The sequence below is a fragment of the Candidatus Accumulibacter meliphilus genome (assembly GCF_036625345.1).
Classification (GTDB): Bacteria; Pseudomonadota; Gammaproteobacteria; order Burkholderiales; family Rhodocyclaceae; genus Accumulibacter; species Accumulibacter meliphilus.
The window spans coordinates 1-19,356 of record NZ_JAZKTZ010000016.1 but is presented as its reverse complement, the minus strand read 5'-3'; the positions used below and the strand labels follow the sequence as shown (position 1 = coordinate 19,356).

General features: G+C 63.2%; 21 protein-coding genes and 1 tRNA gene. 19 read left to right on the top strand and 3 right to left on the bottom strand.

What is annotated here, in order from left to right:
* The 7 genes from V5B40_RS22640 to ureG all read left to right on the top strand — a co-directional run bounded on the left by V5B40_RS22640 (position 1) and on the right by ureG (position 5,208).
* The gene (locus V5B40_RS22640; RefSeq protein ID WP_332356726.1) at positions 1-882 is read left to right on the top strand and encodes an urease accessory protein UreD; all 882 of its coding nucleotides are present in this window, start codon (positions 1-3) and stop codon (positions 880-882) included.
* A 66-nt stretch (positions 883-948) separates the two neighbouring features.
* Positions 949-1,251, top strand: a complete 303-nt coding sequence (locus tag V5B40_RS22635; protein ID WP_332356676.1) for an urease subunit gamma — start codon at positions 949-951, stop codon at positions 1,249-1,251.
* Positions 1,252-1,260: 9 nt separating this feature from the next.
* The gene (locus V5B40_RS22630) at positions 1,261-1,569 is read left to right on the top strand and encodes an urease subunit beta (protein ID WP_332356675.1); all 309 of its coding nucleotides are present in this window, start codon (positions 1,261-1,263) and stop codon (positions 1,567-1,569) included.
* Complete coding sequence (ureC, locus tag V5B40_RS22625; protein ID WP_332356674.1) at positions 1,566-3,293, top strand: urease subunit alpha; 1,728 nt, start codon at positions 1,566-1,568, stop codon at positions 3,291-3,293. The genes V5B40_RS22630 and ureC overlap by 4 nt, the downstream gene beginning before the upstream one ends.
* 7 nt (positions 3,294-3,300) lie before the next feature.
* Complete coding sequence (ureE, locus tag V5B40_RS22620; protein ID WP_332356673.1) at positions 3,301-3,843, top strand: urease accessory protein UreE; 543 nt, start codon at positions 3,301-3,303, stop codon at positions 3,841-3,843.
* A gap of 52 nt (positions 3,844-3,895) precedes the next feature.
* Positions 3,896-4,567 (top strand): urease accessory protein UreF, encoded by a 672-nt coding sequence (locus V5B40_RS22615; RefSeq protein ID WP_332356672.1) that lies wholly within the window; start codon positions 3,896-3,898, stop codon positions 4,565-4,567.
* A 29-nt stretch (positions 4,568-4,596) separates the two neighbouring features.
* Positions 4,597-5,208: an urease accessory protein UreG gene (gene ureG / locus V5B40_RS22610; protein ID WP_332356671.1), complete on the top strand. Its 612-nt coding sequence runs from the start codon at positions 4,597-4,599 to the stop codon at positions 5,206-5,208.
* 207 nt (positions 5,209-5,415) lie between these two features.
* Here ureG and V5B40_RS22605 read toward each other — a convergent pair whose 3' ends face one another.
* A complete protein-coding gene (locus V5B40_RS22605) occupies positions 5,416-6,492 on the bottom strand; it encodes a calcium/sodium antiporter (protein WP_332356670.1) in 1,077 nt (358 codons plus the stop codon).
* Positions 6,493-6,707: 215 nt separating this feature from the next.
* Here V5B40_RS22605 and V5B40_RS22600 point away from each other — a divergent pair, with 215 nt between their 5' ends.
* From V5B40_RS22600 to V5B40_RS22555, 10 genes are all read left to right on the top strand, one after another.
* Positions 6,708-7,949: a Card1-like endonuclease domain-containing protein gene (locus tag V5B40_RS22600; RefSeq protein ID WP_332356669.1), complete on the top strand. Its 1,242-nt coding sequence runs from the start codon at positions 6,708-6,710 to the stop codon at positions 7,947-7,949.
* 211 nt (positions 7,950-8,160) lie between these two features.
* Positions 8,161-10,077, top strand: a complete 1,917-nt coding sequence (gene thrS, locus V5B40_RS22595; protein WP_332356668.1) for a threonine--tRNA ligase — start codon at positions 8,161-8,163, stop codon at positions 10,075-10,077.
* A 26-nt stretch (positions 10,078-10,103) separates the two neighbouring features.
* Positions 10,104-10,631 (top strand): translation initiation factor IF-3, encoded by a 528-nt coding sequence (gene infC, locus V5B40_RS22590; protein ID WP_332356725.1) that lies wholly within the window; start codon positions 10,104-10,106, stop codon positions 10,629-10,631.
* A gap of 116 nt (positions 10,632-10,747) precedes the next feature.
* Positions 10,748-10,945, top strand: coding sequence for a 50S ribosomal protein L35 (gene rpmI / locus V5B40_RS22585; RefSeq protein ID WP_332356667.1), 198 nt, complete (start codon positions 10,748-10,750; stop codon positions 10,943-10,945).
* Positions 10,946-10,956: 11 nt separating this feature from the next.
* Complete coding sequence (gene rplT / locus V5B40_RS22580) at positions 10,957-11,316, top strand: 50S ribosomal protein L20 (RefSeq protein WP_042335591.1); 360 nt, start codon at positions 10,957-10,959, stop codon at positions 11,314-11,316.
* A 52-nt stretch (positions 11,317-11,368) separates the two neighbouring features.
* On the top strand, positions 11,369-12,415 hold the full coding sequence (pheS, locus tag V5B40_RS22575; protein WP_332356666.1) for a phenylalanine--tRNA ligase subunit alpha: 1,047 nt from the start codon (positions 11,369-11,371) through the stop codon (positions 12,413-12,415).
* 63 nt (positions 12,416-12,478) lie between these two features.
* Positions 12,479-14,854 (top strand): phenylalanine--tRNA ligase subunit beta, encoded by a 2,376-nt coding sequence (pheT, locus tag V5B40_RS22570; RefSeq protein ID WP_332356665.1) that lies wholly within the window; start codon positions 12,479-12,481, stop codon positions 14,852-14,854.
* Between the two features lie 12 nt (positions 14,855-14,866).
* Positions 14,867-15,169, top strand: a complete 303-nt coding sequence (locus tag V5B40_RS22565) for an integration host factor subunit alpha (protein ID WP_332356664.1) — start codon at positions 14,867-14,869, stop codon at positions 15,167-15,169.
* Positions 15,153-15,527: a MerR family transcriptional regulator gene (locus tag V5B40_RS22560; protein ID WP_332356724.1), complete on the top strand. Its 375-nt coding sequence runs from the start codon at positions 15,153-15,155 to the stop codon at positions 15,525-15,527. Before V5B40_RS22565 ends, V5B40_RS22560 begins: the two co-directional genes overlap by 17 nt.
* Positions 15,528-15,557: 30 nt before the next feature.
* Positions 15,558-15,634, top strand: a tRNA-Pro gene (locus V5B40_RS22555).
* Between the two features lie 122 nt (positions 15,635-15,756).
* Here V5B40_RS22555 and V5B40_RS22550 read toward each other — a convergent pair.
* Positions 15,757-16,632, bottom strand: coding sequence for a methylated-DNA--[protein]-cysteine S-methyltransferase (locus tag V5B40_RS22550; protein WP_332356663.1), 876 nt, complete (start codon positions 16,630-16,632; stop codon positions 15,757-15,759).
* Positions 16,629-17,507 carry a DMT family transporter gene (locus tag V5B40_RS22545; RefSeq protein ID WP_332356662.1) on the bottom strand — a complete coding sequence of 293 codons (879 nt, stop codon included), beginning with the start codon at positions 17,505-17,507 and terminating at the stop codon, positions 16,629-16,631. The genes V5B40_RS22550 and V5B40_RS22545 overlap by 4 nt, the downstream gene beginning before the upstream one ends.
* A gap of 348 nt (positions 17,508-17,855) precedes the next feature.
* Between V5B40_RS22545 and aroC the strand changes: the two genes are divergently transcribed.
* Together aroC and V5B40_RS22535 are read left to right on the top strand one after the other, a co-directional pair.
* Entirely contained in the window at positions 17,856-18,974 is a 1,119-nt protein-coding gene (gene aroC / locus V5B40_RS22540) for a chorismate synthase (RefSeq protein ID WP_332356661.1), read from the top strand.
* Between the two features lie 79 nt (positions 18,975-19,053).
* The gene (locus V5B40_RS22535; RefSeq protein WP_332356660.1) at positions 19,054-19,305 is read left to right on the top strand and encodes a YdcH family protein; all 252 of its coding nucleotides are present in this window, start codon (positions 19,054-19,056) and stop codon (positions 19,303-19,305) included.
* The last annotated feature ends 51 nt before the right edge of the window (positions 19,306-19,356 follow it).

Sequence of the window (19,356 nt, the reverse complement as noted above, 5' to 3'; positions counted from 1 at the left end):
GTGCCGGCGGCAAGGGACGGTAGGGATGGCAGGGATGGGCAGGCCAGCGAGGAAGCGGCGCGCCCCGGCTGGCAGGCGCGGCTGGCGCTGGGTTTCGAGCGCCGCGGCGCGAGCAGCGCGCTGGTGCAGCGGGAACATTGCGGACCCTTGCGCGTGCAGAAGGCGCTCTACCCGGAAGGTCCGGACGTTTGCCATGCGATTCTGCTGCACCCGCCGGGTGGCATCGCCGGCGGTGACAGCCTGGAGATCTCGGTCAATGTCGGCGCTGGCGCACGCGCGCTGCTGACCACGCCGGGCGCCGGCAAGTGGTATCGTGCGGGCGGTCGGCAGGCGCGGCAGTCCTTGCGCGTGCGGGTTGGCGAGGGCGGCGTGGTCGAGTATCTGCCGCAGGAGACGATCGTTTTCGACGGCGCCGAAGCACAGATGCAGACGCACATCGAACTGGCTGCCGGCGCGCTGTTCTGCGGCTGGGAAATCCTCTGCCTGGGACGAACGGCGTCTGGCGAGCGCTTCAGTCATGGCCGTCTGGAACTGGCGACGCGCATCGAGAAGCAGGGGCAGCCGCTGTGGCTGGAGCGCGGTCGGCTGCTCGGCGGTTCCTCCTGGCTGCAGGCTGCTCCCGGTCTCGCCGGCTTTCCGGTCAGTGCGAGCTTGCTGCTCGCCGGCCGGGCGGTCGCGCCCGAATGGCTGGCTGCCTGCCGTGCCTTGCCAGTGGCCGATGGCCTGCTGACCGGGGTGACCGCCTTGCCCGAGCTGCTCGTTGCGCGCTGTCTGGCGCCCGGTGCCGAGGCGGCGCGGCGATGGTTGAGCGAGGTATGGCAGCAATTGCGCCCGCTGGCGCTCGGCAAAGCGGCCGTCTTGCCGCGTATATGGAATACTTGAACCTTGAACGCCTGTATGGCGGACTGCCTGAATATCGGTAGTGTTGAGAAAGTCTGAGGAAGCCCTATGGAACTGACGCCGCGAGAAAAAGACAAGCTGCTCCTGTTTACTGCCGCGCTACTCGCCGAGCGCCGCAAGGCGCGCGGCGTCAAGCTCAATTACCCGGAGGCGGTGGCGCTGATCAGCGCGGCGATCGTTGAAGGCGCGCGTGATGGGCGCACGGTCGCCGAACTGATGAGTTTCGGCACGACGATTCTGAACCGCGACGAGGTGATGGACGGCGTGCCCGAAATGATCCACGACATCCAGGTCGAAGCGACTTTCCCGGACGGCACCAAACTGGTCACCGTTCACCACCCGATCATCTGAGGAGGGGCCATGATTCCCGGAGAAATGCAGGTCCAGCCCGGCGAGATCGAACTCAACGCCGGTCGGCAGACAGTGCAACTCACTGTCGCCAACACCGGTGACCGCCCGATTCAGGTCGGTTCGCACTACCACTTCGCCGAAACCAATACCGCGCTGGCTTTCGACCGTGCGGCGGCACGCGGTTTCCGGCTCGATATCGCCGCCGGAACGGCGGTGCGCTTCGAACCCGGGCAGACGCGCAGTGTGCAGCTGGTGGCGCTGGCCGGCCAGCGACGCATCTATGGTTTCAACGGTCTGGTGATGGGAGGGCTGGAATGAGCGTCAGGATTTCCCGGCAGGCCTACGCCGAGATGTTCGGGCCGACCGTCGGCGACCGCGTGCGCCTGGCCGATACCGAGTTGTGGATCGAAGTCGAGGACGACTTCACGGTCTACGGCGATGAAGTGAAGTTCGGTGGTGGCAAGGTCATTCGCGACGGTATGGGGCAGGGCCAGCAAGTGGCGGCTGAAGTTGCCGATACCGTGATCACCAACGCCCTGATCGTCGACCACTGGGGAATCGTCAAGGCCGACATCGGCATCAAGGAGGGCCGCATCTGCGCCATCGGCAAGGCCGGCAATCCGGATATCCAGCCGGCGGTGACGATTGCCATCGGCGGCAGCACCGAGATCATCGCCGGCGAAGGCATGATCGTCACCGCTGGCGGCATCGACGCGCATATCCATTTCATCTGCCCGCAGCAGATCGACGAAGCGCTGATGTCGGGAGTCACGACCATGCTCGGTGGCGGCACCGGCCCGGCCACCGGTACCTACGCGACGACCTGCACGCCGGGGCCGTGGCACATCCAGCGCATGCTCGAAGCCGCCGACGCTTTTCCGATGAATCTCGGTTTCTACGCCAAGGGCAATGTTTCGCTGCCCGAACCGCTGCGCGAGCAGGTGCGCGCCGGCGCCATCGGTCTCAAGCTGCACGAGGACTGGGGAACGACACCGGCGGCGATCGATAACTGCCTGGCGGTGGCGGACGAAATGGACGTGCAGGTGGCGATCCATACCGACACCCTCAACGAATCCGGATTCGTGGAAACGACCCTGGCCGCCTTCAAGGGGCGGACAATCCATACCTTCCACACCGAAGGTGCCGGCGGCGGGCACGCGCCCGACATCCTGCGCGCGATTTCCGAAGCCAACGTCCTGCCGTCGTCGACCAACCCGACGCGGCCGTACACGGTGAATACCGTCGACGAGCATCTCGACATGTTGATGGTCTGTCATCATCTCGACCCGGCGATCGCCGAAGACGTGGCTTTCGCCGAAAGTCGCATTCGCCGCGAAACCATCGCCGCCGAGGACATTCTGCACGACCTCGGCGCACTGTCGATGATGTCCTCGGACTCGCAGGCGATGGGCCGGGTCGGCGAAGTGATCATCCGCACCTGGCAGACGGCGCACAAGATGAAAGTGCAGCGCGGGCATTTGCCGGCACCGGCGGTCGCGGCCAACGGGGAGAAAGCGAGCGCCAACGACAACTTCCGCGTCAAGCGCTATCTCGCCAAATACACCATCAACCCGGCAATCACGCACGGCATCGGTCACCTGGTCGGCTCGATCGCGGTCGGCAAGCTCGCCGATCTGATCCTCTGGAAGCCGGCGTTCTTTGGCGTCAAGCCGTCGCTGATCGTCAAGGGCGGGATGATTGCCGCCGCCGCCATGGGTGACGCCAACGCCTCGATCCCGACACCGCAGCCGGTGCACTACCGGCCGATGTTCGGCGCTTTCGGGAAAGCGCTGCGCACTTCCGTGACTTTTGTTTCGCAGGCGGCGCTGGCTAATCCGGAGCTCGCTGCACTGCAATTGAGCAAGCCGCTATTTGCCGTTCGCGACACCCGCCAGGTGCGTAAAGCGGACATGGTGCATAACGGCGCGACGCCGAAGATCGACGTCGATCCTGAAACCTATGCCGTACGCGCCGATGGTGAGCTGCTGGTCTGCGAGCCGGCCAGCGTGCTGCCGATGGCGCAACGCTATTTTCTTTTCTGAGCTCAGCATGCTTTTTGCCGAATCCTTTGCCGATGACCAGACTCCCGCCAGCGATCGCCTGGTGCTGCCTTACGAGGTCCGCCGCAAGAGTCGGCAGCGGGTGACGCTGCTCAGCGGTGAGGAACTGGGCTATGTGCTGCCGTCCGGTACCGTACTCAAGCAGGGTGATCGCCTGCTCACCGGCAACGGCCTGGTCGTCGAAGTCGAGGCGGCGCCGGAAGTGCTGCTCGAAGTGCGCACCGGCGATAGCCTGCTGCTCGGCCGTGCCGCTTACCACCTCGGCAATCGGCACGTACCCGTACAGCTCGGCAAGCGCTTTCTACGCTTCCAGCCGGACCACGTACTGGCCGAAATGCTGGTCGGTCTGGGTTGCCCGGTCAGCGAGATCGAAGCTCCATTTGACCCCGAGGGCGGCGCCTACGGCGCACACACGCATGCCCATGCGCGTACGCACGGCTATCGTCCGCTGCCTGGCGCGGATGTCACCGAAGCCCACCATCCCGGCCACGGCCCGCACCGCGCGCCAGCCAAAATTCATGAGTTCAAGTGAGAACGTGCAAACGTGGATCCTTGAATCCCTGAGTCCTTGATTCCTTGATTCCTTGACTCCGTCACTGCCTCGTCTGCTGCAGCTCGCCAGTCCGGCGCTACCGGTCGGCGCCTACACTTATTCGCAAGGTCTCGAGTGGGCGGTCGAAAGCGGCCGGGTGAACGACCAGGACAGCGCGCTGGCCTGGATCGCCGCGCTGCTCGAAGAAGGAGTCGGTTGCTTCGAGGGGCCGCTCACCGCCCAGTTGCAGCGCGCCTGGGAAAATTCGCAGCACGGCGAAATCGCGCGCCTCAACGCCGACTTCCTGGCCAGCCGCGAGTCCTCCGAACTGCGCGCCGAGACCGTGCAGATGGGCTATTCGCTGCGCCGACTGTTGCACGAGCTGGACGATTTCGCCGTGCCACCGGCTTTCGACGCGCTGGCAGAGCTTTCCTTTCCGGTCGGCTGGGCGCTGGCGGCAGTGGTCTGGAAAATCCCGGTCGCCGATTCGCTGACCGCGTATCTGTGGTCGTGGTGCGAAAACCAGGCCATGGCGGCGCTCAAGGCGGTGCCGCTCGGGCAGACTGCCGGGCAGCGCATTCTGTTGGCTCTGGGTAGTCGCCTGCCGGCTGTAGTGGAGCGCGCGCTTGCTCTTCCCGAAGAGCGCTGGAGTAACTTCGCTCCTGGCCTGGCGCTGGCTTGCAGCGGCCACGAAACGCAATACACGAGACTCTTCCGATCATGAAAGAAAGTGTGAAAGAAAGTAGCCCCAAGATGAACCCACGTCCCGCCCTGCGCATCGGTATCGGCGGCCCCGTCGGCTCCGGTAAGACCGCGCTGACTCTGGCCCTGTGCCTGGCGCTGCGCGACAAATACAGCCTCGGCGTGGTGACCAACGACATCTACACCGCCGAAGACGCGAAATTCCTCGTCCAGCACGCCGCGTTGCCGCAGGCACGCATTCTCGGTGTTGAAACCGGCGGCTGCCCGCATACCGCCATTCGCGAGGATGCGTCGATCAATCTCGAAGCCGTCGCCCGCCTGACGACTGCTTTTCCGGATATCGAGATCGTCTTCGTCGAGTCCGGCGGCGACAATCTGGCGGCGACCTTCAGTCCCGAACTCTCCGACCTGACGATCTACGTGATCGACGTCGCCGCCGGCGAAAAGATCCCGCGCAAAGGCGGCCCCGGGATCACCAAGTCCGACCTGCTGGTGATCAACAAGACCGATCTCGCACCCATGGTTGGCGCGTCGCTGGAAGTGATGGACCGCGACAGCCGGCGCATGCGCGGTGAGCGGCCTTTCGTGTTCAGCAACATGAAGACCGGTGAGGGGTTGGCCGAGATCATTGCCTTCATCGAGGCGCGGGGGCTGTTGGGCTAGCGCAGCGCGGCAGTCCAGTGCCATTCTCTCGCTAGGCGTTTGCCGGAGAACGACGACCCAGCTGGTCCTTTGACAGAAATCGCCTTAACGTGAAAGTCGCGCACGCGACTCACGAAACTCCCGTCTCCCCTCGCGGGAGAAGGGTCAGGGGAAGAGGGAAACGGTCATGACTGTCATGACTTGGGGTGTCTCCACGTGTCATGACCGTTAGCTGCGTACCCTGTGCCAATGACGCCAGGCGAGCAGGATCAAGGTGATTACGGTGAGCGGCAGGGCGAAGCTGCCCATCACCAGCGAGAAGCCGCTTTGCGCGGCGTGGCCGGCGGCATCCAGCACCAGGTAGGTGGTGTAGGCCGCGTAGTAGGCGAGGAACAGCGCCCCTTCCCAGCGCGCGATCAGGTGGCCGGTAAAGAAGATGGGCAGGCAGGCGCCGGCGACGACGACCATCACTGGCAGGTCGAAGGCCAGCAGCGACGCTGGCACCAGCAGATCGCCCGGGGCGATGCTGGCGGAGATGCCGAGCACGGCGAGGATGTTGAAAATATTGCTGCCCACCACGTTGCCAACGGCGATGTCGCGCTGGCCGCGTACTGCCGCCATGACCGAGGTCGCGACTTCCGGCAGCGAGGTGCCGGCGGCGACGATGGTCAGTCCGACGACCACTTCGCTCATCCCCAGGCGCCGGGCCAGGGTGACCGCGGCTTCGACCAGCCAGTTGGAGCCGAGCACGAGGAGCGTCATTCCCGCTGCGACCAGCAGGAGCTGCGCCAGCCAGTGGGCGTCCCAGGCGGGGCCGCCGTCGACGGGCGGCGGGAGCTCGGACGCGAGCGGCGCGCCTGCAAGGCTCTCGCGGCGGCTCTGGCGGATGACCAGGAAAGTGTAGGCGAGCAACAGGCTGACCAGCAGCAGGCCGTCGCCACGGCTGATACCCCCGTCGCTGGCGAGCAGCCAGAGCAGCAGCGAAAGAGCGACCATCATCGGCACTTCCTGCCGGATCAACTGGCGATGCACCAGCAGGGGCGCGATCAGCGCTGACAGGCCGAGAATGAACAGGACGTTGAAAATGTTGCTGCCGACCACGTTGCCGAGCGCGATGTCGACCTGACCAGACCACGCGGATTGCACGGACACCGCGAGTTCGGGCGCACTGGTCCCGAAGGCGACCACCGTCAGCCCGACCACCAGCGGCGAGATGCCGAACGACAGAGCGAGTTTCGAAGCGCCGCGGACCAGCAGTTCGGCGCCGACGATCAGGGCGATGAGACCCGGGATGAACCAGAGCATGTGATGTTTTCCGTGTACTTGATGGGCGAAGTGGCCGGCCAGCGCGCAGGCCGCCAGCGCTGCCGCTGCCCCTTGACTCCGCGCAAGCCGGCTCCAGGGCGGGTGGCGCGGCGATCATCGCACGACCGCCATTTCGACTCAAGGGCGCGCGTCGGCGATGCAAGCGCCGGCAGAAAGTGCACAATGACCGCTTCACTCGTCTTCGGAAGCACTAAATGTCGTTCCAGCCACGCGTTCTTGTCTGCCTGGCTTCCGAGCAGACCCTGCAGAACACGCTGCCGGCGCTGCGCTTGCGGCCGGCTCAGGTGGTCATCGCTGCCAGCGATGCCGAGCCGGCATGTCAGGGTGCGTTGCAGGTCAGTCGCGTTCTGCGTGAAGCGGGCTGGGCGGAAGATGCAGTGCGTATCGTTCGCCACACGCCCGACCACGACCTCGGGCGCATCAGCAGCTACGCTCGCGAACTGGCGGCGTCGCTGGGTAGCGAATTCCCTGGCTGGCCGATCGATCTCAATGCCAGTGGCGGTACCAAAGTGATGTCCTTCGGTTTTCTCCGAGCCTTTGCCGGCCTGGGCGATGCCTGGTACTGCGATACCCACCACGATCTGCTCGAGCCTCTGGGAGGCGGCGAGCCGCTGGCCTTGCCGCCGGACATGCTGCGCCTGACCGACCTGTTGCAGATGCAGGGTTACCGCGTCGTCGCCGATCCCACCTGGGGCGCCGATTTTGCCCTCGCCGCCGCCGCGCGCGCTTTTCTGACCGAGCATCTGGCGTCTTCCGCTGCGCAGCTCGGCGGCTTCTTCGGCTACGTCAACCGACTGACTCGGCAAGTTCTGCCAAAGACGCGCCCGGATGGCATGGTCATCCGTCCGTTTCAGAGCGAAATCGTTGCCGAACGGCCGCTCTTCGCCAATCACCACCAGCTTGCCTGGGCCTTCGAACAGGCCGGTATCTGGCACTGGGACGGCGACTGTCACTTCGCTTTCGGCAGCGAGACCTTGACCCGCTACGCTGGTGGTGGCTGGCTTGAGGAATGGGTCTGGCTGACCCTCGCTGGCTTGCAGGCCGATGGCTTGATCCCCGACGGCCACTGGGGCACCAATGTGCGCATCGACGCCGAGGGCGCCCCGGAAGGCGCCGGGAACGAACTCGACGCCGCACTGGTGTGGCGCAACCAGCTTCTGGTACTCGAATGCAAGACCGGCGTGCAGATCACTACCGAGGGCGGTAGTCAGGCCATCCTCAACCGTCTCGACAGCCTGCGTCGGCATGTCGGCGGGGCGATGGGCGAAACATGGCTGCTGACCGCCCGGCGACTGCATCCCGGCACCGGTTCGGCGGCGCGCGAACGCGCCCGCGCCTACCGTATTCGCCTGATCGAACCCGAGCAACTGGCCGACCTGCGTAGCCAAATCGAGCACTGGATGCATATCGAGGAGGCTTCCCCTGGTCGCTCGTGACGCCCGTCGGCGCTCTTGACTACCAGGCGGCGCCACCCGTGCCTACCGGCGAGGTGGGGCAGCTGGGTCGCGCCGCGCTGGCTTTTCGCAGCCGCTGGGCGCTGTGCTAGAATCCTGCCCTCGCGGATGCGGCTGCTCGGGCCGCTCGATCTCTTCCGCGGCTGTCGCTGTCGCTGGTCGCGCTTTTCCATTTTTGTGCTGGGGTTTCCTTATGCCGGTTGTTACACTGCCTGACGGTTCGCAAAGAGAGTTCGCACAGCCGCTGACGGTTGCCGAAGTTGCGCAGAGTATCGGCGCCGGTCTGGCGCGCGCTGCGCTTGCCGGCAAGGTCGACGGGCGTCTGGTTGACACCTCGTTCTTGATTGTCGCCGACGTGCAGCTGGGCATCATCACCGAGAAGGATGCCGAGGGCCTGGAGGTGATTCGCCACTCGACCGCACATCTGATGGCCTACGCGGTCAAGGAGCTTTTTCCGGAAGCGCAGGTGACCATCGGGCCGGTCATCGAAAACGGTTTCTACTACGACTTTGCCTACCAGCGCCCGTTTACCAACGATGATCTGGCGGCCATCGAAAAGCGCATGGGCGAGCTCGCCAAACGCGATATCCCGGTCGAGCGAGAGGTCTGGGAGCGCGCAGCGGCGGTGGCTTTCTTTCAGTCCATCGGCGAGTGCTACAAAGCCGAGCTGATCGAGGCCATCCCCGAGGGGCAGGAGGTGTCGCTCTATCGCGAGGGCGATTTCGTCGACCTCTGTCGCGGGCCGCACGTGCCGTCCACCGGCAAGCTGAAAGTGTTCAAGCTGATGAAGCTGGCGGGTGCCTACTGGCGCGGTGATCATCGTAACGAACAGCTGCAGCGCATCTACGGTACGGCATGGGGCAAGAAAGAGGATCAGGAAGCATATCTGCATATGCTCGAGGAGGCCGAGAAGCGCGACCACCGCAAGCTCGGTCGGCAGCTGGACCTGTTTCACCTCCAGGAAGAGTCACCGGGAATGGTTTTCTGGCATCCCAAGGGATGGACGATCTGGCAGGAAGTTGAGCAGTACATGCGTCGTCTGCTCAGCCGGCACGGCTATTGCGAAGTGAAGACGCCGATGATCATGGATCGCTCCTTATGGGAGCGCTCGGGGCATTGGGAGAACTACGCCGAGCACATGTTCACCACCGCTTCCGAGAATCGCGATTACGCGGTCAAGCCGATGAATTGCCCGGGGCATATCCAGATCTTCAATCAGGGCTTGCGCAGCTACCGGGACCTGCCTTTGCGTCTGGCCGAGTTCGGTTCCTGTCATCGCAACGAGCCTTCAGGGGCTTTGCACGGCATCATGCGCGTACGCGCTTTCGTGCAGGATGACGCGCACATCTTTTGTACGGAAGCGCAGGTGCTGCCGGAGACCGAAGCCTTCATCGACCTTTTGGAGAAGGTCTATGCCGATTTCGGGTTCACCGACATCATCGTCAAGCTGTCGACACGTCCAGAAAAGCGTATTGGTTCCGACGCGCAGTGGGACCGCGCCGAGGCCGCCCTTGGCGAAGGGCTGAAGGCCAAGGGTCGGAGCTTCGCGGTGCAGCCGGGCGAGGGCGCTTTCTATGGCCCGAAAATCGAGTTCTCGCTGAAGGATTGCCTTGGTCGCGTCTGGCAGTGCGGCACCCTGCAGCTCGATTTTGCCTTGCCCGAGCGCCTCAATGCGCACTATGTTGGCGAGGACAATGATCGGCATGTTCCGGTGATGTTGCATCGGGCAATTCTCGGTTCGCTGGAACGTTTCATCGGCATCCTCATCGAGAATTATGCCGGCGCCATGCCATTGTGGCTGTCGCCGACGCAGGCGGTGGTGCTCAATATTTCGGAGAAGCAGGGCGCGTACGCTGAACAGGTGGCGGCGACGCTGCGCAATGCCGGCCTGCGCGTCGAGGCGGATTTGCGCAACGAAAAAATTACCTATAAAATACGAGAACATAGCTTGAACAAGCTGCCCTACCAGATCGTCGTTGGCGACAAGGAAATGGCAGCGAACCTGGTGGCCGTGCGCACACGCGGAGGTCGGGATCTCGGACAAATGTCGATCGAGGCTCTGACTGGGCAACTTCTGGATGAAGTGGCCGCGCGAAGTGGTACGGCTTAACTTCTGTAGACACAAGGAGCGGAACCATCGCACTGCAAAAGGCGCAACGCGTTAACCAAGAGATCAATGCAATAGAAATCCGGCTCATCGGCGAGGATGGCGAGGCATTGGGGGTCATGAGTTCCAGGGAGGCGCTGTCGCTCGCTGAGGAAGCGGGGCTTGATCTGGTCGAGATCGCTCCGATGGCGCGACCGCCGGTTTGCCGGATCGTCGATTTTGGCAAGTTCAAGTACCAGGAGCAGAAGCGCCAGCACGAGCAGCGACAGAAACAGAAGCAGGTGCAGGTCAAAGAGGTCAAGTTTCGCCCCGGTACCGACGAGAACGACTACCAGATCAAGCTGCGTAACATGACGCGCTTCCTGGACGAAGAAGACAAGGTCAAGGTCACTTTGCGCTTCCGCGGTCGAGAAATGGCGCATCAGGATATCGGCATGCGCCAGATCGAGCGTATCAGAGGCGATTTGCAGGAAATGGCGGTGGTCGAGCAAATGCCGAAGATGGAAGGGCGGCAGATGGTCATGGTGCTGACGCCGAGCAAAAAGAAATCGTCGTAGATGTAGATGTAGAAGCAGGTCCTGATACAAATCCTGGTAACAAAAACAAGTGCGGTCGGGTCGAAAGTGCTCCCGTCGGGAGACACCTGGCAGCATGTTTATAAACGGAGCATGAAATGCCCAAAATGAAGACCAAGAGTGGAGCAAAAAAACGCTTCACGGTCAGTGCCAGCGGCCGCATCAAGCGCGCGCAGGCGTTCAAGCGTCACATCCTGACCAAGAAGGACACCAAGACCAAGCGCCAGTTGCGCGGGATGACCGAAGTTCATGCAGCTGACAAGGCCATGGTTCGTTCCATGATGCCTTACGCTTGAGGAGATAAGAGATGCCCCGAGTCAAACGCGGTGTAACCGCGCACGCCCGCCACAAGAAAATCCTCGCCCTGGCCAAGGGTTACCGCGGTCGCCGCAAGAACGTCTATCGTGTCGCCAAACAGGCGGTGATGAAGGCCGGTCAGTATGCCTATCGTGACCGTCGCCAGCGCAAGCGTCAGTTTCGCAGTCTCTGGATTGCCCGTATCAACGCCGCGGCCAGAGAACTGGGCATGAAGTACAGTACCTTCATGAATGGCCTCAAAAAGGCGCAGATTGAAGTGGATCGCAAGGTGCTCGCCGACCTGGCTGTTTTCGACAAGCCGGCTTTTGCCGCTCTGGCCGTGCAGGCCAAGGCCCAGCTCGACGCCTGAGCTCGACCCGTGTCAAGAAAGGAGGCGCTAGCCTCCTTTTTTTCGGTGAACCATGCATAACTTCGATCAAATAGTCCAAGCCGCGTCGGCCGCCTTTGCGGCGACCGACGACTCCGACGCCCTGGAGCAAATCAAAGCCACCTATCTCGGCAAGAGCGGCCAGATTACCGCCTTGCTGAAAGGCTTGGGCAAGCTTCCCGCCGACGAGCGCAAGAGCGTTGGTGCGAGCATCAATCTTGCCAAGGATGCTGTCGAAGCAGCGCTCAACGCGCGCCGCGAAGCGCTGCGCCAGATGGCGCTGGCCGCGCGCCTCGCTGAAGAGGCGCTGGACGTGACGCTGCCGGGTCGAGGCCAGTCGCGCGGGGGCCTGCATCCGGTCACGCGGACGCTGGAGCGTATCGAGTCGCTGTTCGGCTCGATCGGTTTCGAGGTTGCTGACGGCCCGGAAATCGAGGCCGACTTTCAGAACTTCACGGCGCTCAATACGCCGGCAGATCACCCCGCCCGTTCGATGCACGATACCTTCTATTTGCAGGACGAGTCCGGGGGCCTTGCCGAGAACGTTCTGTTGCGCACCCATACCAGCCCGATTCAGGTGCGCTACATGCAGGCCCACGTCGCCCGTCATGCCGGCGCCGAAACCATGCCGGAAATCCGCGTGATCGCCCCGGGGCGTGTCTATCGCGTCGATTCCGATGCCACGCATTCGCCGATGTTCCATCAGGTCGAAGGACTGTGGGTTGGCGAGCGGGTGAGTTTTGCCGACTTGAAGGGCATTATCGGTGATTTCCTGCGCCGCTTTTTCGAGAGCGATGACCTGCAGGTGCGCTTCCGTCCCTCGTTCTTTCCCTTCACCGAGCCGTCGGCAGAAATCGACATGGCCTTCATGAGCGGTCCGCTGAAAGGTCGCTGGCTGGAGATTGCCGGTTGTGGCATGGTCCATCCGAACGTCTTGCGCCACGTCGGCATTGACTCCGAGAAGTACATCGGCTTTGCCTTTGGCATGGGACCGGACCGGCTGACGATGCTGCGTTACGGTGTCAATGACCTGCGCCTGTTCTACGACGGCGATCTGCGCTTTCTGCGCCAGTTCGTCTGACCGCGGCCTGTGACCGCTTGTGACCCATTCGCCGATCATGCCTTCTCCTGAGTTCTCGCGTTCATGAAATTTTCAGAATCCTGGCTTCGCAGTTTCGTCGACCCCGTTTGTTCGGGTAGCGAATTTTCGCATCTGTTGACCATGGCTGGTCTCGAAGTGGAGGAGGAAGAGTCGGTCGCTCCGGCCTTCGACAAAGTGCTCGTCGCGCAGGTGCTCGAAGTCGAAAAGCATCCTGATGCCGATCGCCTCAATGTCTGTCGTGTCGATGTCGGTTCGGGCGAAACGCTGCAGATCGTTTGCGGGGCGCCGAACGCGGCTGCCGGGATCAAGGTGCCGTGCGCGCTTCCCGGCGCCGAACTGCCGGGCGGCTTCACGATCAAGGTCGCCAAGGTGCGTGGCGTCGCCTCGTCGGGAATGCTCTGTTCGGCCAAGGAGCTCGGTATTGCCGAAGACGCCGCCGGCTTGCTCTTGCTGAGCGGCGATGCGCCGGTGGGCGAGGATATTCGTCGCCATCTCGATCTCGATGACCGCTTGTTGACCCTCAAGCTGACGCCGAATCGGGCGGACTGCCTGTCCCTGGAAGGTGTCGCCCGCGAGGTCGCCGCGCTGACCGGAACGCCGGCGCGCTTTACGCCGGTCGATGATGTCGAGGTGTCCATCGCCACTGCACGGGCCATTGTTCTCGATGCGCCGGAAGCTTGTCCACGCTACTGCGGGCGGGTGATCGCCGGCGTCGACGCTGCGGCGCCGACCCCGACCTGGATGAGTCGTCGCCTCGAGCGCAGCGGTATCCGGCCGATTTCCGCCGTGGTCGATATCACCAACTACGTAATGCTCGAACTCGGCCAGCCACTGCACGCTTTTGACAACAGCCGTTTGCACGGCGCCATTCACGCGCGCATGGCGCTTGCGGGCGAAAAAATCACCCTGCTCAACGAGCAGACCCTGGAGTTGCAGGACGATGTGCTGCTGATCGCCGATGAGCAGCGGCCGCTGGCGATGGGCGGAGTGATGGGTGGCGAAGAAAGCGGCATCAGCCTGGCCACCAGCGAGTTATTCCTCGAGTCGGCTTTCTTTGCGCCGACGGCGATTGCCGGTCGTGCCCGTCGTTACAGCTTTGTTTCCGACGCGTCACATCGTTTCGAGCGCGGCGTCGATTTCGGCGGCACGCGGCGCGCACTCGAACGAGCGACGCGTCTGGTTCTCGATATTTGCGGTGGTCAGGCCGGGCCGGTGAGTGAAGCGCGGGCGACCCTGCCCGAGCGCCACGAGGTTCGCCTGCGCCCGGCGCGCGTCGCCAAGGTGCTTGGCGTAGCGCTCGACGGCGCACAAATCAGCGCGCTTTTTTCACGTCTCGCGCTGCCGTTTCGCAGGGACGCCGACGACTTCATCGTCACCCCGCCGAGCTACCGCTTCGACATCGACATCGAGGAAGACCTGATCGAAGAGCTGGCTCGTTTGCACGGCTACGAAAACATCCCGGCGACCTCGCCGACGGGCTTGCTGGCGATGTTGCCACAGACCGAGCGGGCACGACCCCTGGCGCGTGTGCGCCAGATCGTCGCCGATTGCGGCTATCAGGAGGTGGTCAACTTCGCTTTCGTCGACGCGGCCTGGGAGCGTGATTTTGCCGACAACAGCAGATTGATTCGCCTGGCCAACCCGATTGCCAGTCAGCTGAGCGTCATGCGCTCGACGCTGATCGGCGGTCTCGTCGCCAACGTTGCCAGCAACCTCAAGCGGCGACAGGCGCGGGCGCGTTTTTTCGAGACCGGACGATGTTTTTTTCGCGACGCCGAGGGCGAACCGGTGGCCGGTTTTCGTCAGCCGTGGCAACTCACGGCACTGGCTTACGGCAGTGCTTTTCCCGAGCAGTGGGGCTGTGCCGCACGCAAGGTCGATTTCTTCGACATCAAGGGCGATCTCGAGCGCTTGCTCGCACCGCGCATGGCCCACTTCGAGGCTGCGCAGCATCCGGCCCTGCATCCCGGGCGCAGTGCGCGCGTCGTCGTCGCTGGCCAGGCCATTGGCTTCGTCGGCGAGCTGCATCCGCAGTGGCAGCAAAAATACGAACTGCCGCTGGCGCCGGTCGTCTTCGAAGTCGATCTGGATGCTGTAGTCATGGCCAGCCTGGCGCAATACACGGAGGTCTCGCGGCAACCACCGGTCATACGTGATATGGCTATCGTGGTCGATCAGAAAGTCGATTTGCAGCCCTTGATTGACGGCATGATCGCCAATCGTTCGGAAATCGTTCGTGAAATCAATCTGTTCGACGTCTATGTCGGACCTGGGGTCGAGGCTGGCAAGAAAAGCCTTGCCTTCCGAATACTGATGCAAGATACTCGAAAAACATTGCAGGAAGTCGAAGTCGAGGCCGCCATGCAGCACTTGGTGGTCTATCTGCAAACGACATTCGCGGCGCAGCTTCGGGTCTGAGAAAGGGAGGGTATGACGCTTACCAAAGCAGAGCTGGCCGATTTTCTGTTCGAGAAGGTCGGCCTGAACAAGCGCGAGGCCAAGGACATGGTGGAGGCTTTTTTCGAAGAGATCCGCAATGCGCTGGAACGGGGGGATAGTGTGAAGCTCTCCGGATTCGGTAATTTCCAATTGCGCGACAAACCGCAGCGGCCAGGCCGCAACCCAAAAACTGGCGAAGAAATCCCGATCACTGCGCGACGCGTGGTCACTTTTCATGCCAGCCAGAAACTGAAGGCCGAGGTGGAGCACGCTTATGATGGAAGCCAATCCTAGAGACATCGGCAATGAGCCGTTGCCGGCCATACCGGCCAAGCGTTACTTCACGATTGGCGAGGTGAGCGAGCTGTGTGGCGTCAAACCGCACGTGTTGCGCTATTGGGAGCAGGAGTTTTCGCAACTCAAACCGGTCAAACGCCGTGGCAACCGCCGCTACTATCAACACCACGAAGTGCTCCTGGTGCGCCGTATCCGGGAGCTTCTCTACAGTCAGGGTTTCACGATCAGCGGTGCTCGCCATCGGCTTGACGATGACGAGCCGATGGCCACCAGCAACGCCGCGGTGATGAGCAACGAGGTGCTGCGTGCCGAGTTGCTGAGCATTGCAGAAATGCTGCGGCTTGAAGGGTGCTAACGACGATTTCGGTTATAATTCGCAGCTTGTCGGGGCGTGGCGCAGCCTGGTAGCGCACTTGCATGGGGTGCAAGGGGTCCCGAGTTCGAATCCCGGCGCCCCGACCAAAAGAATCAAGAAGTTAGAGCAAACAAAAAACCGGCTTTGAGCCGGTTTTTTGTTTGCTAGTGCGGATGGCGGTACGGTTTGCCAGCTGCTACCGTACCGCCATTTTTCCCGCCGCGGATCCTTACGCGCAGCCTGGACTGAGGCTGTGCGCCGCTTCGACCGCCAAAAGCGCCTGTTTACGGTCGCCGCCCCAGCGATAATTGCCGATGTCACCATTCTCGCGAATGACGCGATGGCAGGGAATCAGAACGGCGATACGGTTGCGGGCCAGCGCGGAAGCGACCGCGCGTTGGGCGTGAGGATGTTCGATGCGCGCGGCCAATTCTCCGTACGAGACCACCTCGCCGGGAGCAATGTCGATCAGCGCTTGCCAGACTTTGAGCTGAAAATTCGTGCCACGCAGGAGAATGTGCAGCGGTTGTTCTTCGCCGACCAGCGAAAAAACGCGTCCGATGCTGCTTGCCAGCGCTGCATCGTCGCGGTGCAGTCGCGCGTGCTGCCAGTCGGCCTGCAGTTGCCATGTGGCGTCGCCATCGGCGTCGTCGGTGCTGTCATTCGCGTTCACGAACTGCAGATGGCAGAGGCCGCGGGCGGTGGTGCCGGCAATGACTCGCCCGAACGGCGTCGGCCCGAAGCCGTAGGTGATCAGCAGCCCCTCGCCCAGGGAACGCACTTCGCCCGGGGTTGCCGCATCGCAGGCGACCATCAGGTCGTGCAGCCGACCGGGTCCGGAGAGCCCTGCCGCGTGCGCTGCGGAGAGCACATCGTACTCGCCACGCAACAGCGATCTGGCGTGTTCGGTGGTCAGGTATTGCAGAAAGCGCTTCGGCGAAATGCCGACCCAGACGCTGAACAGGCGCTGCAAATGGAAATGGCTCATGCCGACGTGTGCGGCGATCTCCTGCAGGCTGGGCTGGCAGGGGCTGCGCTGTCTGACGAAGCGAATTGCCCGGGCGACCGTTTCATAGGCGCGGCAGCGGGCGGCGAGTTCGTTCATGCCGTTTGCCCGCGCCGTCCGAGCAGGCCGGCGGTCAGCGCGATGCCGGTCAGGATCAGCGTGCCGCCGAGCAGGGTGTGCCAGCCGACGGCTTCGCCGAGGAACAAGGTCCCCCAGAGAACGCCGAAGACCGGGATCAGAAAAGTCACCGACAGCGCGCGCGTCGGGCCGACATCGTCGATCAGGCGAAAATAGAGCAGGTAGGCGGCGCCGGTGCAGACGATCGCCAGCAGGGCGACGGCTGTCCAGTCGCCGACATCGGGCGTCTGCCGCACAGGGGCCAGAAGGAACAGCGGCAGCAGCACCAGGGTAGCCATCCACATGCTGCCGTGCGCATTGCCGAAGGGCGTAGCCAGGCCGGGGCGGGCCTTGGTGTAGAGGCTCGCCAGGCTGTACGAGAGCGGCGCGAGCAGCCCGGCGGCGACCGCCGGCCACTCAGCGCTGCCGGCCAGCGCGAGGTTCTGGCCAACGAGCACGCTGACCCCAGCCAAGCCGCAGCCGAGGCCGAGGGCGACGCTGCCGGTCAGCGGCACGCCCAGCCAGAGCGCGCCGATCGCCGCTCCGAAGAGCGGCGAAGTGGCGTTGAGAATCGCCAGCAGCGAGGCCGGCAGCGATTGCGCGGCGTAGGCAAAGAGCAGGAAGGGGAGCGCCGAGTTGAGGACGCCAATGCTCAGAAAGTGCTTCCACAGGCGGCCCATTCCCAGCGACTGTTTCAGGACGCGGGCGACCAGCCCGAGGAATACGGCGGCGATGCCGACGCGAAACATGATCAGCGCAACGGGACCGAAGGCCGGGACGCTGACGCGCATGAACAGAAACGAAGCGCCCCAGATCGCAGCGAGAAGGAACAGTCGGGTGATACTGGCAGCGTTCATGCAAGGCTTTCGTAAGGAGGGGGTGGGCGTCGATTGTCGTCCCGGCAGCGGCCCCTGACCACCCGATTCTTGCGCATCGTGACGGCTGCGCCTGGTCGTGGCTGGCTACCTCCCGCCCTTGCTGCCTCCCTTGTCCCAGCCATAGCGAACGCTTCGCTGCCAGCGAGTGTCTGCCTGGCGCCGGGCATTCCTGGGCGGCAGGGAGGGCTGCCGCGCGCCTGCTTTCGCGCTGGGCGTCGGCAGTGGTTTGGCGGAACGGGCAGGCTTGTCGGTCATCGGGCTGGCTGCGGAGCGGCGGCTGAACGCTATGGTAGACTTTGCGCCTATTCTAACGCTCAAGAGAAAACCATGTCCGGCAACACCATTGGCACGCTGTTCACCGTGACTTCGTTTGGTGAGTCACACGGTCCGGCGATCGGCTGTGTGGTCGATGGCTGTCCGCCCGGGCTGGCCATTTCGGAAGCCGACATCCAGTGCCAACTCGACCGCCGTCGGCCGGGGACCTCACGGCATGTGACGCAGCGCCGCGAGCCCGATCAGGTGGAGATTCTTTCGGGGGTCTTCGCGGGCCGCACGACGGGAACGCCGATCGGCCTGTTGATCCGCAATCAGGATCAGCGCAGCAAGGACTACGGCAATATTGCCGAGACCTTCCGGCCGGGGCATGCGGACTACGTCTACACGCAGAAGTACGGTTTTCGCGATCATCGCGGCGGCGGTCGCTCGTCGGCGCGCGAAACGGCGGTGCGTGTCGCCGCCGGGGCGATCGCCCGCAAGTGGTTGGCTGAGCGTTACGGGGTCACGATCAGCGCCTGGATGAGCCAGCTTGGGCCCATCGAGATCCCCTTTCTCGACGCCGCGGCAATCGCCGGCAATCCCTTCTTCGCGCCGAATGCGGCGATTGTTCCGGAGCTGGAGGATTACATGGATCGATTGCGCAAGGCGGGCGATTCGGTGGGCGCGAAGATCACCGTCGCTGCCAGCGGTGTACCGCCCGGTTGGGGCGAGCCGGTCTACGACCGCCTCGACGCCGAGATTGCCTACGCGATGATGAGCATCAATGCCGTCAAAGGGGTCGAGATCGGCGCCGGTTTTGCCAGCATTGCCCAGCGCGGCAGCGAGCATGGCGACGAAATGACGCCGCAGGGTTTTCTCAGCAATCATGCCGGCGGAGTGCTCGGCGGTATCTCCACAGGTCAGGACCTGGTCGTCAGTGTGGCGATCAAACCGACCTCGAGCATCCGCTTGCCGCGACGTTCCGTAGACCTTGCCGGCAATACGGCCATGGTCGAAACGCATGGCCGGCACGATCCCTGCGTCGGTATCCGCGCGGCACCGATTGCCGAGGCGATGCTGGCGCTGGTCTTGATCGATCATGCCTTACGTCATCGCGCCCAGTGCGGCGACGTGCGCTGCGCCACCCCGCGAATTCCTGGTTCGGCAATCATCAATGTTGGGGCGAAGTGACGGCAGCCTGTGGCTCTGGTTATAATCGCATGGTCTGGTCGCGCATCGGGCCGGCCGGGATCAGCGAGAGGCTACGATCATGCAAATTGAGCACCACGACCTGCACCACGAGTTCCCCGAGTACCTGGATTCGATTCACGCCCTGAAAGCTTCGAGCGAGCCGTTTGGCGAGATGTATGACGAATACCATCAGCTGACGCGCGAGGTCGAGCGTCTCGAAGAAGAAGACCTGCCGGTCGGCGATTTCACGATCGAAACGATGAAGAAGCAGCGCGTACTGCTCAAGGATCAGATGTACCGGATGCTGGTTGCGTTCAAGAACAGCGATTGAGCGATTGAACGGCTGAGCAACCGGGCAATGGAGTCTGCGAGCCGCTAGCCG

Coding starts and splice junctions, on each gene's coding strand:
- V5B40_RS22565 (WP_332356664.1), top strand. CDS start 14,867: ATGACGCTTACCAAAGCAGAGCTGGCCGATTTTCTGTTCGAGAAGGTC.
- thrS (WP_332356668.1), top strand. CDS start 8,161: ATGCCGGTTGTTACACTGCCTGACGGTTCGCAAAGAGAGTTCGCACAG.
- pheT (WP_332356665.1), top strand. CDS start 12,479: ATGAAATTTTCAGAATCCTGGCTTCGCAGTTTCGTCGACCCCGTTTGT.
- V5B40_RS22545 (WP_332356662.1), bottom strand. CDS start 17,507: ATGAACGCTGCCAGTATCACCCGACTGTTCCTTCTCGCTGCGATCTGG.
- V5B40_RS22605 (WP_332356670.1), bottom strand. CDS start 6,492: ATGCTCTGGTTCATCCCGGGTCTCATCGCCCTGATCGTCGGCGCCGAA.
- V5B40_RS22630 (WP_332356675.1), top strand. CDS start 1,261: ATGATTCCCGGAGAAATGCAGGTCCAGCCCGGCGAGATCGAACTCAAC.
- V5B40_RS22560 (WP_332356724.1), top strand. CDS start 15,153: ATGGAAGCCAATCCTAGAGACATCGGCAATGAGCCGTTGCCGGCCATA.
- V5B40_RS22550 (WP_332356663.1), bottom strand. CDS start 16,632: ATGAACGAACTCGCCGCCCGCTGCCGCGCCTATGAAACGGTCGCCCGG.
- ureE (WP_332356673.1), top strand. CDS start 3,301: ATGCTTTTTGCCGAATCCTTTGCCGATGACCAGACTCCCGCCAGCGAT.
- rplT (WP_042335591.1), top strand. CDS start 10,957: ATGCCCCGAGTCAAACGCGGTGTAACCGCGCACGCCCGCCACAAGAAA.
- rpmI (WP_332356667.1), top strand. CDS start 10,748: ATGCCCAAAATGAAGACCAAGAGTGGAGCAAAAAAACGCTTCACGGTC.
- pheS (WP_332356666.1), top strand. CDS start 11,369: ATGCATAACTTCGATCAAATAGTCCAAGCCGCGTCGGCCGCCTTTGCG.
- V5B40_RS22600 (WP_332356669.1), top strand. CDS start 6,708: ATGTCGTTCCAGCCACGCGTTCTTGTCTGCCTGGCTTCCGAGCAGACC.
- ureG (WP_332356671.1), top strand. CDS start 4,597: ATGAACCCACGTCCCGCCCTGCGCATCGGTATCGGCGGCCCCGTCGGC.
- aroC (WP_332356661.1), top strand. CDS start 17,856: ATGTCCGGCAACACCATTGGCACGCTGTTCACCGTGACTTCGTTTGGT.
- V5B40_RS22535 (WP_332356660.1), top strand. CDS start 19,054: ATGCAAATTGAGCACCACGACCTGCACCACGAGTTCCCCGAGTACCTG.
- ureC (WP_332356674.1), top strand. CDS start 1,566: ATGAGCGTCAGGATTTCCCGGCAGGCCTACGCCGAGATGTTCGGGCCG.
- V5B40_RS22635 (WP_332356676.1), top strand. CDS start 949: ATGGAACTGACGCCGCGAGAAAAAGACAAGCTGCTCCTGTTTACTGCC.